This is a genomic window from Desulfotomaculum sp., from assembly GCF_982386235.1.
On the sequence record NZ_CEVWQM010000018.1, the window covers coordinates 18,811 to 32,908 of the forward strand.

General features: G+C 40.1%; 17 protein-coding genes and 1 tRNA gene. 13 read left to right on the forward strand and 5 right to left on the reverse strand.

Annotated elements, in window-relative coordinates; genetic code table 11:
• The first annotated feature begins 79 nt into the window (after window positions 1-79).
• The 4 genes from AC1U9Z_RS11575 to AC1U9Z_RS11590 all read left to right on the forward strand — a co-directional run bounded on the left by AC1U9Z_RS11575 (window position 80) and on the right by AC1U9Z_RS11590 (window position 5,900).
• Complete coding sequence (locus AC1U9Z_RS11575; protein ID WP_333531927.1) at window positions 80-2,260, forward strand: PAS domain S-box protein; 2,181 nt, start codon at window positions 80-82, stop codon at window positions 2,258-2,260.
• Between the two features lie 473 nt (window positions 2,261-2,733).
• Complete coding sequence (locus AC1U9Z_RS11580; RefSeq protein ID WP_333531926.1) at window positions 2,734-3,441, forward strand: ATP-binding protein; 708 nt, start codon at window positions 2,734-2,736, stop codon at window positions 3,439-3,441.
• A 187-nt stretch (window positions 3,442-3,628) separates the two neighbouring features.
• Window positions 3,629-3,937: a hypothetical protein gene (locus tag AC1U9Z_RS11585; protein WP_333531925.1), complete on the forward strand. Its 309-nt coding sequence runs from the start codon at window positions 3,629-3,631 to the stop codon at window positions 3,935-3,937.
• A gap of 607 nt (window positions 3,938-4,544) precedes the next feature.
• Window positions 4,545-5,900, forward strand: a complete 1,356-nt coding sequence (locus AC1U9Z_RS11590) for a DUF1015 domain-containing protein (protein ID WP_333531924.1) — start codon at window positions 4,545-4,547, stop codon at window positions 5,898-5,900.
• 78 nt (window positions 5,901-5,978) lie between these two features.
• Here AC1U9Z_RS11590 and AC1U9Z_RS11595 read toward each other — a convergent pair whose 3' ends face one another.
• Window positions 5,979-6,236 (reverse strand): TM1266 family iron-only hydrogenase system putative regulator, encoded by a 258-nt coding sequence (locus AC1U9Z_RS11595; RefSeq protein ID WP_333531923.1) that lies wholly within the window; start codon window positions 6,234-6,236, stop codon window positions 5,979-5,981.
• A gap of 187 nt (window positions 6,237-6,423) precedes the next feature.
• Window positions 6,424-6,753 carry a CPCC family cysteine-rich protein gene (locus AC1U9Z_RS11600; RefSeq protein ID WP_333531922.1) on the reverse strand — a complete coding sequence of 110 codons (330 nt, stop codon included), beginning with the start codon at window positions 6,751-6,753 and terminating at the stop codon, window positions 6,424-6,426.
• Between the two features lie 653 nt (window positions 6,754-7,406).
• Here AC1U9Z_RS11600 and AC1U9Z_RS11605 point away from each other — a divergent pair.
• The 3 genes from AC1U9Z_RS11605 (at window position 7,407) to AC1U9Z_RS11615 (ending at window position 8,216) form a co-directional block, all read left to right on the forward strand.
• Window positions 7,407-7,646: a hypothetical protein gene (locus tag AC1U9Z_RS11605; protein WP_333531921.1), complete on the forward strand. Its 240-nt coding sequence runs from the start codon at window positions 7,407-7,409 to the stop codon at window positions 7,644-7,646.
• Complete coding sequence (locus tag AC1U9Z_RS11610; RefSeq protein WP_479957488.1) at window positions 7,613-7,759, forward strand: DNA cytosine methyltransferase; 147 nt, start codon at window positions 7,613-7,615, stop codon at window positions 7,757-7,759. The genes AC1U9Z_RS11605 and AC1U9Z_RS11610 overlap by 34 nt, the downstream gene beginning before the upstream one ends.
• A gap of 115 nt (window positions 7,760-7,874) precedes the next feature.
• On the forward strand, window positions 7,875-8,216 hold the full coding sequence (locus AC1U9Z_RS11615) for a nucleotidyltransferase domain-containing protein (protein WP_479957483.1): 342 nt from the start codon (window positions 7,875-7,877) through the stop codon (window positions 8,214-8,216).
• Window positions 8,217-8,935: 719 nt separating this feature from the next.
• Here the strand turns inward: AC1U9Z_RS11615 and AC1U9Z_RS11620 are convergent.
• Window positions 8,936-9,012, reverse strand: a tRNA-Arg gene (locus tag AC1U9Z_RS11620).
• A 160-nt stretch (window positions 9,013-9,172) separates the two neighbouring features.
• Here AC1U9Z_RS11620 and AC1U9Z_RS11625 point away from each other — a divergent pair.
• The 3 genes from AC1U9Z_RS11625 to AC1U9Z_RS11635 all read left to right on the forward strand — a co-directional run bounded on the left by AC1U9Z_RS11625 (window position 9,173) and on the right by AC1U9Z_RS11635 (window position 11,565).
• Window positions 9,173-9,556 (forward strand): hypothetical protein, encoded by a 384-nt coding sequence (locus tag AC1U9Z_RS11625; protein ID WP_333531920.1) that lies wholly within the window; start codon window positions 9,173-9,175, stop codon window positions 9,554-9,556.
• Between the two features lie 106 nt (window positions 9,557-9,662).
• Entirely contained in the window at window positions 9,663-10,475 is an 813-nt protein-coding gene (locus AC1U9Z_RS11630; protein WP_333531919.1) for a histidinol-phosphatase, read from the forward strand.
• Window positions 10,476-10,845: 370 nt separating this feature from the next.
• Complete coding sequence (locus AC1U9Z_RS11635; protein ID WP_333531918.1) at window positions 10,846-11,565, forward strand: N-acetylmuramoyl-L-alanine amidase family protein; 720 nt, start codon at window positions 10,846-10,848, stop codon at window positions 11,563-11,565.
• Between the two features lie 47 nt (window positions 11,566-11,612).
• Here AC1U9Z_RS11635 and AC1U9Z_RS11640 read toward each other — a convergent pair whose 3' ends face one another.
• Window positions 11,613-11,960, reverse strand: a complete 348-nt coding sequence (locus AC1U9Z_RS11640) for a DUF2680 domain-containing protein (protein WP_333531917.1) — start codon at window positions 11,958-11,960, stop codon at window positions 11,613-11,615.
• A gap of 151 nt (window positions 11,961-12,111) precedes the next feature.
• Between AC1U9Z_RS11640 and AC1U9Z_RS11645 the strand changes: the two genes are divergently transcribed.
• From AC1U9Z_RS11645 to AC1U9Z_RS11655, 3 genes are all read left to right on the forward strand, one after another.
• Window positions 12,112-13,194: a ComEC/Rec2 family competence protein gene (locus tag AC1U9Z_RS11645; RefSeq protein WP_333531916.1), complete on the forward strand. Its 1,083-nt coding sequence runs from the start codon at window positions 12,112-12,114 to the stop codon at window positions 13,192-13,194.
• Window positions 13,191-13,376, forward strand: coding sequence for a DUF3006 domain-containing protein (locus AC1U9Z_RS11650; RefSeq protein WP_333531915.1), 186 nt, complete (start codon window positions 13,191-13,193; stop codon window positions 13,374-13,376). Before AC1U9Z_RS11645 ends, AC1U9Z_RS11650 begins: the two co-directional genes overlap by 4 nt.
• 77 nt (window positions 13,377-13,453) lie before the next feature.
• On the forward strand, window positions 13,454-13,675 hold the full coding sequence (locus tag AC1U9Z_RS11655; protein ID WP_333531914.1) for a DUF378 domain-containing protein: 222 nt from the start codon (window positions 13,454-13,456) through the stop codon (window positions 13,673-13,675).
• A gap of 48 nt (window positions 13,676-13,723) precedes the next feature.
• On the opposite strand, the gene AC1U9Z_RS11660 is transcribed toward AC1U9Z_RS11655, so the two are convergent.
• A complete protein-coding gene (locus tag AC1U9Z_RS11660; RefSeq protein ID WP_333531913.1) occupies window positions 13,724-14,005 on the reverse strand; it encodes a MarR family transcriptional regulator in 282 nt (93 codons plus the stop codon).
• Window positions 14,006-14,098 lie beyond the last annotated feature (93 nt).

A 14,098-nucleotide genomic window follows, 5' to 3' on the forward strand; every position in this document is an offset into this window, starting at 1 on the left:
TAGCCAAATAGCTGGCCTAAAGGAAACCCTTGGGCAAATGTTAAAGAGATTTGAACATTTGGAGTCACGGATGATTACGATGGCAGATTCAAAAACCGATATGGTTGAACGACAGCAAAGAAATGTTATCGGCGATGCCTTTTATTTTGCCAGTGTCGGAATGGCTGTGACAGCTGCCGATGGGCGTCTGCTTTCCGTAAATCCTTCCCTATGTAAACTGCTGGGTTATACAGAGCAAGAGTTGCTTAGCATGTACTTTCAGGAAATTACTTATCCGGATGATTTAGAAAACAATATTTTTTTCCTAGAGAAATTGTACAGGGGTGAGCTGGATAAATATGAGCTGGAAAAAAGGTATTTGCACAAGCAGGGCCATGAGGTATGGGCGAGTATAAATGTTTCTGGAGTTTCCGATGCCCAGGGCAATTTCTTATATTTTATTGTCCAGATTCGGGATATTAGTGAACAAAAACAGAATGAAGATGAGATTTATCATTTCTTTTCCCTTTCGCAGGATGCCATCGCTACAATCGGTTTAGATGGATATATAAAAAGAGCGAACTTAACCTTTATAAAATCTCTGGGATTTACTAAAGAAGAACTAATGGCTAAACCCTTTATCTTCTATGTTCATCCTGAGGACCGGGCACTTACCCTAATGCAAATCCAAAATTTAGAAAAGGGCATGGAAGTACGGGATCTTGAGAATCGCTTTATCTGTAAAGATGGTTCCCATAAATGGTTTGTTTGGTCTGCCTCATCTTCCATTAGGCTTCCGGTATTTTATGCTGTGGGTCGTGATATTACTGCCAGTAAAAAAATGGAGAAGGAAATAGCCAGATCCCATAACCGTTTTATTAATATTCTTAATAGTATTGCGAATGCTTTTTTTACTCTGGATTATCAATGGAAATTTACCTATTTAAACAAAGTGGCAGAACAACTTTTTATGCTTACTCATAACGAATTGTTGGGCAAAAGTTTTTATAGTTTTGTAGCAGGACCTGTTAAAGAGCAAATTTACGAGGCCTTGAGCAGGGCTGTTGCTCAAAGGATGCCTGTACATTTGGAAATAAAGGATTTTTACCCTGGTAAGTGGATTGAAATTCACGGCTACCCTAGTATGGAAGGAATATCTGTATACATACTTGATATTACTGACAGGAAGCAAATGGAGGAATCAATAAGAATAAGTGAGGCTAGGATCAGGGCCATTTTTGAACAATCATTGCTTGGCATGATAATCGTAGAGGAAGACGGTCGGATAATTGAAGCGAATCAAGCCTTTGCCAAAATGGTTGGCTATACGAAGGAAGAACTCTGCAACAAGGGTTTCAACGATTTTAGCCACCCGGAAGATGATATAAAATGCATGTTGTTTTTTAACAAGTTGGTAGCGGGGCAATATGACCACTACCAAATGGAACAACGGTATATACGAAAGGATGGCAAACCTGTTTGGAGCCATCTATCTGTATCTGTCATCCGGGGTGATCAAGAATTACCTAAAATGTTTATTGCTTTCATTTATGATATTACCCAGTCCAAAGAAATGGAAAAGGAAATGATTCGATTAGATCGTCTGAACCTGATTGGAAAAATGGCTGCCGGTATCAGCCATGAGGTACGTAACCCACTGACTGTTGTTAGGGGTTTTTTGCAAATGCTTAGGGAGAAAAAGGATTGCATTAAATACAGAGATTATTATGAATTAATGATTGGAGAATTAGACCGGGCCAATTCCATTATTACTGAATTTCTCTCCATTGGTCGAAATAAACCAGAAGAACAAAAAATGCAAAACCTTAACGCAATTATACAAACTCTATTACCCTTACTACAGGCTGATGCCATGCAACAGGATAAAAATATTGAAGTAAAGACTGCGGATGTGTCTGATTTACTCCTGAACGATAAGGAAATTCGGCAGATTATCCTAAACTTGGTTAGGAATGGATTAGAAGCCATGTCCCAGGGCGGCTGCATAACGGTACAAACCTATTCAGTTGATGACGTTGTGGTACTGGCGGTAAAGGATCAGGGACCAGGTATACCTCCGGAGGTTCTTGGAAAGCTGGGTACCCCCTTCCTTACCACCAAAGATAAGGGCACGGGTCTTGGTTTAGCTACCTGCTTCAGTATAGCTGCCCGTCATAATGCCACCATAGACATAGAAAGTGATGCAAATGGAACAACCGTTTACATTAAGTTTAATCTACTAAATCCGGCTGTATCCATTCTCCAAGGAAACCCCAGGTGACAAATAGTTAAAGGTAATATCCCACTGCTGCACGGCTAATGCATCCATAGTTAGAGGGTGTGGGTATTTTAACGGCCCCCGGCTGATTGTGTATCACCACAATGAATGCAACGGGAACGTTATATTTTCTAGCAAATTCATAAATGAATTATAAATTGTAGCTTAGACACCATATGGAAAGTAACCGGCATATATTTTGATGCCGGTTACCCTACTTTTATTACGTTCTTCTTTCAATTTCTCTGGATTAACCCCAACACAGGATAGCAAATAATCCCGTGTTCCAGCCTCTAAATAAACTCCGTAGGATAACCAACTGTCTGGTAATCTTCCCGGGCCCTTAACACCCCAGGAAAATTAATATTCTTATATTGAATAATTTTCTTAAAGTGATATATGTTACAGTTTAGTTCCGAAGCTTGCTATATAATACAAACAAGTAATGAACATAATAGCAAGGAGGAATATTAACGATGAAACGTAACGTAATTCAAATAGATCAGGAAAAATGTATTGGTTGTGGACTTTGTACGAATGCCTGTATGCAGGGTGCTATTCAATTAGTTGACGGAAAAGCTAAATTGGTATCAGAATCCTATTGTGACGGTCTGGGTATGTGCCTGCCGCAGTGTCCAGTGGATGCCATAAGGTTGGTAGAAAAGGAAACAGCAGAATTTGATTCTTCCAGATTTAATATAAAGCTTAAGTCCAATCCCAATCCTAACCATGCTGGAGGGAGTTCCTGTGGGTGCCCATCCACCCAAGCAAAGATTATAGAAGGGAAGGATGATGAAGGGCAAAAAAGTGAAAACCAACCTTCCTACTTAAGACAGTGGCCGATTCAATTACATTTGTTAGATCCAAATGCACCCTATTTCCAGAATGCAAATCTGCTGTTGAGTGCAGACTGTGTTATGGCAGCATACGGAGATTTTCAGAATAAATTACTAAAAAACAGGGCAATTGCCATTTGCTGCCCGAAGCTAGACAATATTCAGGGCTATGTAGAAAAACTGGCACAGATTTTTACAGTAAACCATATTAAAACGATTGTTGTAGCCAGAATGGAAGTTCCCTGTTGTGGTGGAGTATCTGCTATATTGAAACAGGCACTGCAGCTATCCGGAAAAGAGATACCCGTTAGGGAAGTTGTAATTGGTGTTGATGGACAAATTAAGTAATGTTACAACAGGCTGTCCCTAAGGGGCAGCCTATTTATGCAAACCAGGAAAGCATAAAATTTTCTTGGTTTGTAAAGGGCAATTAAGGCACAAGTAATTTTCTTTGGGAAATTCATGGGGAACTTATTCAATTATGGTATAATAAGTAAAAATCATGAAGGTCTTTGAGGCTTCCGGGGGGTTGTCCATGAAAAAAGAACATATGGTAGCTCTGGTTTTAACTGTAATTATTAGTTTTAATATTTTGTTGATCTTTAATTCTATGAAGCGAATAGGCTTTGGAACGGCGTTGATTACCTTTTCTATCTTGTTTTTCTTCTTATCCGTCGTGGTAGGATTTTTCTTTATTCATGATTTGAAAAAGAATAATAATTTAAATTCTAAGACAATTGGAATGGTATTAGTAGGTATTTCTGTGGTGTCAGGATTTAGTATTGGTGGGGCCGTTTTGCTGTTCAAATTACTGGCGTTAGCCGGGGGCTATTCAACGGATTAGTAGATAAAAGAGAATTAGAAAATTAAAGAACCTAGGCTTAGCCTAGGTTCTCCTTAATGGGGAACGCCATTTAACAATTAAACTTACCTAACTTACCGAATAACTTAATTATCTAGGGTTCCAACTTTCCTCAATTTAAATTTTCACTTACTTACCAAATTACCTCTTACTAATTACCAAGGGAATCACGAGAATTTGGGTTTTCCAAAACATTACTTTACTTTTTGGACTTAGACTTAACACATGACACTCTTTAAAACAAACCTAACTTAAACAGAACTCAGTGTTTAACCTTAACCTAAACTTGGCGTTCCCCTTGACGATATTATACTATCTGTTATAGAACTTGTAAAGAGGGTAAAGAAGTTTTTTTTGATATTTAAAAAATTTATTTAGCTGTTGTCAGAAGAACCTTCCCCCTGACACTTGAGAAATAGACCCATATTTCTTTGATTTTTCTGAAATATTATGTATACTGAGTATTTTGTAATGATGGAATAGTCTTAATTTGATACAATAAAAGAGGTTGTGAAGATATGGCTAAGGAACTAAAAACTTGTGGATTGGGAAATATGGCCCAAAAAGATTGATTTGGAGGTTGATAATTTTGTCGATAAAGAACATTGGAATAAAACCACCTGAAGTACTTTTGCCGGAAATAACAATTAATTTAAACAAGTGGTCCGTTGTGGCCTGCGATCAATATTCATCTCAGCCGGAATACTGGTCAGAAGTGGAAAGAATTGTAGCAGGGGAACCTTCAACTTTGCGCCTAATATTTCCCGAGGTTTATCTAGAAGAGGGTAGGGCAGAGGAGAGAATAACGAATATTAACGATACGATGAGGCGGTACATCGCTGACAAACTATTGGTAGAAAAGGGAAAGGGCTTTATCTATATTGATCGTAAAACAGCCCATACCGGATCAAGAAAGGGTTTGCTAATTGCCATTGACCTAGAGCAATATGACTATAACCCTGGTGCCAAGACCTTGATTCGAGCCACTGAAGGTACAGTTTTAGACAGATTGCCTCCTAGAATAAAGGTCAGGGAAAATGCCCCCATTGAAGTTCCCCATGTTATGCTCCTTATAGATGATCCGGAAATGACAGTAATTGAGCCCCTGTCAGCACAAACCGAAAGAATGGAACGGCTCTATGATTTTGAATTAATGATGAATGGTGGTCACATTAAGGGTTACAGGGTAAGTGATTCCGCCATGGAAGAAAGCATCATGAAGGCCTTTGTAAGTTTGGCAAAACCCGAATCCTTTAGGGCAAAATATGGGGTAGGCCCAGAAAAAGATGTACTGCTGTTCGCAGCCGGAGATGGTAACCATTCTTTGGCTACTGCTAAAGCTGTTTGGGAAAATATAAAAGCTAGTTTGACAGCCAGTGAGTTTGAAAACCACCCTGCACGTTATGCTATGGTAGAGGTTGTAAACGTTCATGATCAGGGACTAACCTTTGAACCCATTCACAGGGTTGTGTTCAACGTCAATGGAAAAAACTTATTAGATCGTATTGTTGGATACTGTAATAGAAATAACTCAAAAGCCTATTTTCAAGAATTTAATAACAAGGCAGAGTTGGAGCAAGAGGGAAAAAAACTTACTGCCAGTGGAGATTGCCACGTTATTCCCTATATTACCGGTACTTCTAGAGGCCTATTAGTAGTTCAACATCCCAAATTCAACCTAGAAGTTGCAACCCTCCAGAAGGCCCTCAATGATATTTCTGACAACGAAGGAAACTTGAAAATTGATTATATTCATGGGGAAGATGTTTTGAGTTCCCTGGCTTCACAGGATGGAAACATTGGCTTTTACCTTGAACCAATGGACAAACATGATTTATTTAAGACCGTTATTTTAGACGGGGTGTTACCTAGAAAAACCTTTTCAATGGGTGAGGCAGAAGAAAAAAGGTTTTATCTGGAATGTAGGAAGATTACCACCACTTAATTAATCAGGGCGAAAATACCTCTAGCAATAACGCTAGAGGTATTGATTTTAAATTCATTAAACTTTTTTAAAAATGTCTTATGCGTTACAGATGCCACTTAGTGCAACTTTAACTTGAATTTCCCCCAGTGCTTCCAGTTTTTTAACCATTTCACCCACTACGGCAGCGTCTCCGTCCACCACGATGGTAATGACATACTTATTTTTTTCACGGTAGGGTAGACCAACTCGTCCCACAACTAATTCACCAAACTCTGTTAAAATGGCATTTACCTTCGGAGCCAGTTTTTCCCGATTTTCCACAACTATAACGACTCCGCCAACACTATTTTCCATAACATAACCTCCTTTTTTGTTTTTGTGTTAATGGGATATTAGCGTATTTAGCTGATATTCCTCCTGCGAATTTCTTACTTTTTTACGACAATTGCTATCACGGCAAGAAAGAATAGTACAGAATAAGTAGTAGGATATTGCTTATGGTGTGGCGGACAAATTTCAATTTGTCCGTATCTCATTATGTTCATTTTCTTGGAAATTCAGACTCTTTGGGGCTTCTGCAATAAATCTTCAGTTCAGGCATTGCGGCGCCGTATTTTACATAGTTATCTCTTGCCTGGAATAAAGACAATCCATGATTTTGGTCGCTTGGCTCGTTTTCCGACTGAATAAAAGAATCAATTTCCCAAAAACAGACGGGGCAGATGTAAGCCAGAGCATCCCCAACATTCGGAATCGTAATAAATCGGCAGCATGGACAAGGCGCATTTCCTGCGACTTCTGTTTCTTCTCTTTCTTCAGATAAATTGGAGCAATTACTGTCAGGAAGATATAATTTACGGCGCTTTTCCATTTGCCTTATGCTCCTTTTATGCAATAATGTGAAGTCTGGGATGTTCAACAAATTCCTGTTTGTCTGAGTGGTTTCATAAACTTTGAATCCATCATACCATGCTTTACCATAAAAAAGACATAGCCTTCCTCTGCGGAAAGCCAGGTCTTTTGTGGCCGGGACCTTATGTTGTCGTTGACTGATTAGCCCCAGGTTTCCCTGGGGCTTTTTATCCACTTACTTTTACTTATGGGATAGGACAAAAGTGTGGCCGTAGATGGATATTACTTCCTATAGATAACAGGAGATTCCGTGTGATAAAATCAACACGTCGACATGTGCCAGTAGGCGCAATTCCTCTCTTTACCAAAGCCCCCGCCGAGAGGTGGGGGCTATTTTTATTTTGTCTTTAAGCGAAATGGTATACTATAACCCCTGTTTCTTTATCTTGAGCATAGTGCAACCTTATCCATCAGACATTTCTAAGCCACTTACTTTTCGATGGTTGGTTTATGGCCATATTCTTTCCATCCCCTGCCTAGTTATTAGCCAGTTTTACGAGCTTCCTTCTCGGTAAATTTACCAGATGCAGCCGCCTCCTGCAATAGAGGATTTTTGCCCCTTACAAAACAGCTTCCCCCGCCTTGATGGCAGCTTGTTTTTGTTTGGATGGAATGGCATGGGAATATCTATCAAGCATAAAGGCGGCAGTGGCATGCCCAAGCTTTGCTAACAATAGGATTACTGAACATATAGCCCGAAGTCAGCAAGAAACAGATGTCAGGCTATTCGAAGGTATGAAAGAAGGCACCTCTTCCAAACATTTACTCAAAAGCGATGATTCCAAAGATAAAGAACTTTTAAAGATGGTAACAGATTTATTCATCCAGATAGCAGTCAGGCAAGGACACTAACTGTAAGAGAAGCTGCAAGGGTCCAATCGTTTCCGAATGATTATATCTTTGAGGCACCAGGTCTTGTACGGTATAAGTATATTGGAACGCAGTACCACCTTTACTTTCTATAGCTATATCTTTGAATTTGCATAGCATCGACAGTGATCGCTTTAAGGGAATTTATTGTCAAACATGGTATAATGAATCAAAAGAAAAATTATTAAATTATTTTAAGTGGGTGGTTCAATGCCCGTACTAAGTTCTATTGAAAAGCAAGTACTAAAGTTATTTGTTGAGTATCTGAATAGATTACACCCAGGAGAAATTAATAAAATCGTTTTGTACGGTTCAAGGGCTCGGGGAGATCATCATTTAGATTCAGATATGGATATTCTTATTCTCGTTTCAGACAAGAATAGGATGGATCGGGATAAAATCTACGATTTCGTATTAGATTCTGAACTAGAGCATGGCATCGATATTTCTGTTAACATTTACGAGAGTGAACAATTCAGTAGGCTAGTAGCGTTGAATGTTCCTTTTGCCACCAATGTGGTTAGGGACGGTGAAACCCTATGGACTCTTTAGAAGCAAGGGGACGGTTCTTTTGCTTCCCTAAACTTTCAATGGACTATTGTTGTTGCGTATTTTATAAAGAGGCATGCTGCGGAAAAACTGATCTTGTAAACTTTCCATAATCCATATATTGATCTAAATGGCATGATAAAGAATAAGGTGATATTAAGTTTATGTTTAAAAGGAGTGGAATAATTGGGGGTATTATATGATTATAGGTGGTTATAATGGTTGTTTTTTAGGTTCTAATCTGACAGATATAATTGTATTAAATAATATAGTTGTAAAATACATAATTATAGCCATTGGTGCCGGACTATTCAGTTGTTTGATAGAATATGGAAATGTTTTCATGATTAACTTACCCATATAACTGGGTGAAAAACATCGCCAGAACGTCGTCAACATGTCACCAAAATTACCCAAACTTACCAAAGTTGATTATTAACTAGCAAAAAAGAAATCCAGTAATTTCATAGCTTACACTTTAGATGCCAGTAAAATCAAGGTGTGTTGAAGGACTTAAAATTCTGTGAAGGGGATTGAAACTTGCCGGAATATAATCAAAAATAATTCCCCCAAAATCACTGACGGAAAGAACATAACGGAGTATAATAACCTCTTTTTCAATAGTTCCATACCGTACATTAGAAGAATATTAGAAGTTTCCCCTAAAAAAGAAAAATGGCAAGGGCTTCCAACCTTGAAAGCCTTGCCATTTCTACGTTTTCTGGCGTCCCAGGAGGGATTCGAACCCCCGACCTACGGATTAGAAGTCCGTTGCTCTATCCAGCTGAGCTACTGGGACAATTCTTGAGCCAACACAAAATATAATAACATAATGATTCTTGGAAAGCAACAATATTTATTAAGAGATTATTAGCTGCCGTATTAATGATTTTATATGGTAAAATAAGCAATGTCAACAATGTTGGCTTATGTTAATAATTAAGGAGTGGCATGATTCGGTGGACAAGGAACTGCTAGTTAAGGATATAGTTTTTATGAGTACCCATTGGGGATCAGAAAAAGAAAAGGATCGGGAAAGGGTAGAAAATACAATTATGCATTTATTGGAGACCTTTCCTGTTTGTCAGCACTGTAATGAATCTTCCGATAATAAGTTTTGGATCATCGAAGAAATAAGAAGAGGTTTTCTGCTAAAAAAATATGAATCGAATGTTTTCTCTGTATGCAGCCTAAAATGCCTGTTTGATTGGGGCTTAAATAAGGATGCTTATTATTCTATCGTTGTCCGCTTGGCCAGTAACAATGTTTTATCCACGGGTTTTGCGGGGCTTAATGCAATGGCTCTTAATGAGTTTGCAACTGAAATCAATCGTGCAAGGTAGGGCTTTGAATGTATACAGCAAGATTTATTGATTTTTTTTAGAAGTCTTAATATAGTTTCTATATACAACAACATAATTCTATATACGACAACAAGGTGGGTGCAAAATGTTAACAGATTATCATATTCATGTGGAAAAAGGACAGTACACAGTAGAGTGGCTGCGGAAGTTTTATGAACATGCCCGGCATGTGGGCATTAATGATTGGGGAATTTCGGAGCATGCTTACAGGTTTATTGAGACAAAGCATATTTTTTGGAACCATTGGGTTGAACAAAGGCAAACGGAGAAGATGGACGACTATCTAAATATGATCTTACAGGCCAGGGCAGAGGGGATTAATGTTAAGTTTGGTATAGAAATTGACTACTTTCCTGGTAAGGAGAAGGAAATTAAAGAATTTATCGATGGCTATCCCTTTGATTATGTGATTGGTTCAGTCCATTGGATTGATCAGTGGGGTATTGATTTGTCGGAAATGAAGGAAGAGTGGGAAAGACGTAAAGTTGAAGATGTGTGGCGGGACTATTTTGATCGGGTTGAGTCCCTGATTGAGAGCCGCCTTTTTGATATTGCAGCCCACCTGGATCTGGCGAAAATTTTTAAATATATTCCTACGAATCAAGATTTTCTTCAGGAACAGTATGACCGGATTGCCCGGGCTTTTGCCAATAGTGGTACCTGTATTGAAATTAGTACCGCTGGCCTAAGAAAGCCAGTGGGTGAAATGTATCCCCAGCCTTTATTATTGAAAACATGCTTTCTCAATGGAGTACCGATTGTGATCAACTCCGACGCCCACAATCCGGAGGATGTTGGGGCGGATTACGATCAAGCCCTTACGTTGGCCAGGGGAACAGGGTATCGGTCCATACAAACCTTTACTGCCAGGAAGGCTGAAAGTCACACCCTGGGATAATGCTTGGGATGTGATTCTATTATTTAGTTAAAAAGAAAAGACCGAATGAATTCACATCTTTTGTTAATGTGTCATAGATTGTAGGAAAAAGGGGTTGAGATTATGACACAAGCTAACTCTTGTTTTCCTAGTTTTCTATTGCCGGTTTGCGTTTGCTTTTTTATATTCCTATTAATCATCGCCATTGTGCTGCTGGTTATTTTCCTATAGGCTATGATCATAAGAAAGGCACTGCTTTTGGGGCAGTGCTTTTTTCTTTTTATGAATGGGTTTCCTTTAAAAAAGTAAAACTAGATTTGGCATATCGGAAAGTATAAACCTTCCGATATGCATAAGGGCAAACCAAAATAAATAAGTGAAGGTAATGAATATGTATATCAAAGGACCCTACAGAAAACAAAGACATCCGTGGTTTTGGCCAATTTTAGTTGTTATTGTGATGCTACCCGTGGGCTTTTTTCTAAAGGGATGTCTTTATAAAACGGAGGCAGAAAGTTCACCCCAAAAACCTCAAAAAAAGCCTTTACCCAAACATGTGGTTATTATTGATCCAGGACATGGGGGTTCAGATCCTGGTGCCTGTCGAGAAGGGGTAATGGAAAAGGATATAAATTTGGCCATTGCCCAAAAGATAGCTCGGTCTATGAAACAGCATCAGGTTCAATTGACCCGGGAAAAGGATCAGGATTTCACACAAAATGGTGTTTACACCAAGCAGGCCGAGCGGCTTGACCTAGACCATCGTATTGCCGTGGCCCAGAGGTTTCAGGGTGAGGTTTTTGTTAGCATCCACATCAATACCGGTGAAGGCCAGGACAATGGTGTTCTTGTTTACTACAATCCCAGTGATGAGAAAAGTAAAAGGTTAGCCCAGGCCATTCAACGGGAGACCAACAGGCTGCCCAAGGTCAGGGAAAAGGAACCTCGGCCAGATGATTTTTACTTATTCCAAAACATGACCATACCCGTAGTCATCGTGGAAGCAGGCTGGCTTTGTAACTCAGAGGAAAGGAAGCGGCTACAGGATCCAGCCTATCAAGAGCAGGTTGCCAATGCCATTGCCCGGGGTATAACAAATTTTTTACAGTAAGCAAAAAAATCGAAAGCGACCCCCAGGGGCCGCTTTTGATTTTACCATTATTGAATTTGGGCAGAAGGATTATTCTGCCAGGGACCGCCACCGTTACGTCCCATGCCAGCACCTGGGCCTAAGCCACATTTGCCGGGACCAGCACCGGGGCAGGTGTAGCCGTTCTGAGCCCGAAATTCACTCATTTTATCAAAATGTTGTTGCCAGGCCTGCCCCTGCTCCGGAGTTAGGGTGCCATTTTGCACAGCCTGATCAACTTGAACTCTCTTAGAAGCCATTCGTTGCTCAAACCATGCCTTAGCCGGAGTGTCAGTATCGGCGGCAAAGGCGGCAGGAATGGTTAAGGCTACAAGGGCCAGAATCAATGCACCCACGATAAGAAGCTTTTTGTTCATCCAAAACAACTCCTTCCTTTGCTTTATCTTATCATATCCAATAGCGTGTACAAAATAATTCGCAAAAAATTAAAATAATAGCCCCAGTCAGGTACTGGTGCGTATGGTATAATATTCTACTGTACCATCCTATCAACAAGGGAGAGAAAACATGAAAAAATTTATCCTACCACTATTACTCTGTATTTTAATGTTGGTTACTGGTTGCAGTCAACCTGAAACCGAGGGTCCTAAGGCAGATATACCAAAAATCATCACGGCACCAGCCGGTACTCTGAAGGTTCATTTTATTGATGTGGGCCAGGCGGATGCAATTTTGGTACAAAATAGTGATCAGGCTATGCTGGTGGATGCCGGCAATAATGCTGATGGAGAGCTGATGGTTCGCTACCTTAATCAACAGGGTATAAAAAAGCTGCAAGTGGTCATCGGGACCCACCCTCACGAAGATCATATCGGTGGCATGGATGATGTAATTAAACATTTTTCGGTGGAGCAAATATATTTACCCAAAGTTAATCATGCTACGGAAACCTATCAGGATGTTTTACGTGCTATGAAGGCGAAAAATATAAAGGCCACCGCAGCCAGTGGAGGACAAAGTTTTACCTTGGGTGATGCCCGAGTGGAGATTCTGGCACCCAACAGTAGCAGTTATGAGGAACTGAATGATTATAGTATCGTTAGTAAGATTTCTTTTGGCGAAACTGCTTTTTTACTGACCGGGGATGCCGGCATCCTTTCGGAGCAGGAGATGATAACCAAAGGTTATGACCTAAGGGCTAACGTGCTAAAGGTGGGTCATCACGGCAGTTACACTGCCACCGGGGAAAAATTCCTCAAGGCAGTGAATCCACAGGTAGCGGTGATCTCAGTGGCGGCCAAGAATGATTATGGCCATCCCCACCGTGAAATCCTGGAAAGGTTAAAGACCAGTAAGGTTGAGGTTTATCAGACGGCCCAACAGGGCACCCTGGTTTTGGTATCGGATGGCAAAAAAATTACAGTAGAAAACCAAACTATAACAACAAAAGGGGAGGTACCGATAGCCAAGGATACCTCGGTCTATGTAGATAAAAATGCTAAAGGCCTAATTAAGGGCAACATTAATAAAAACGGTGATAAAATTTACCACCTGCCCGGGCAGCGGAATTATGAACAAACCAAACCAGAGGCTTGGTTTAAAACAGAGGATGAGGCAGTGCAGGCAGGTTTTAGGAGGGCGAGCCGATGAGGGCAGTGATCGATCGCTTTGAAGCAGATTGGGCTGTTTTAGAGGTGTCAGGAAAAATCATGTGGCAGGTGCCGCGCAGTTTTTTACCTCCAGAGGCCAAGGAAGGCAGCAAACTGGAAGTTAATTTTACCATCCTTGATGAAGGGCCGGAGGATGAGTTGTTTGAAGAAGTCTTTAAATAATAAATAAAAATGTTTGCTTTTAGAAAAAAACGGCAATAATACCACTCGAAATTATTTTTTCGAGGAGGTTCTATTTGGTGGAAACATTATCAAGAGTTGCTTTAGTACTGGTGATCATCGGGGCATTAAACTGGTTGTTAGTTGGCCTATTCAGCTACGATTTGGTTGCAGCCCTTTTGGGTGGAGATGCTGTGCGTGAATCTTCTATCCTGAGCAAAGTAATCTACAGCTTAGTCGGTTTATCCGGTATTCTGTTGATTCCTTCCCTTTTCCGTGAGAAAGCACCCGTAGATAAGTAAGACAAAAAGACAAAGGCCCTTCGCCATTTGGTGAGGGGCCTTTCCCATTTAATGGTTTTGGCTGTAAGAATCTAACCATTCGTCTTTATAAAGGATCATGTTGGGGTCCTCTGGATTTTCACCTTCGCGATAATCCACCAGATTTAGTTCTTCCAAATTTCGTAGGGCCCGCTGGACTTCTAATTCTGAATAGCCCAGTGATTTACCCATATCTTTTAGGGGGTAAATCAACATTCCGTCCGGTGATGTATGCTCTCGCACAAAGATTAAAACATTGCGCTGAATTTCGTTTAGGTTAGCAAGACTGAGAGCCTTCAACAAATGGGGCACCTCCTTGTTTTTTCTTATTATTTCTTTTCAAACCACATTTATGCATTCTTTATAGAAGTGACAGGCCGTTCGAGATTCCGGTATAATTGATCA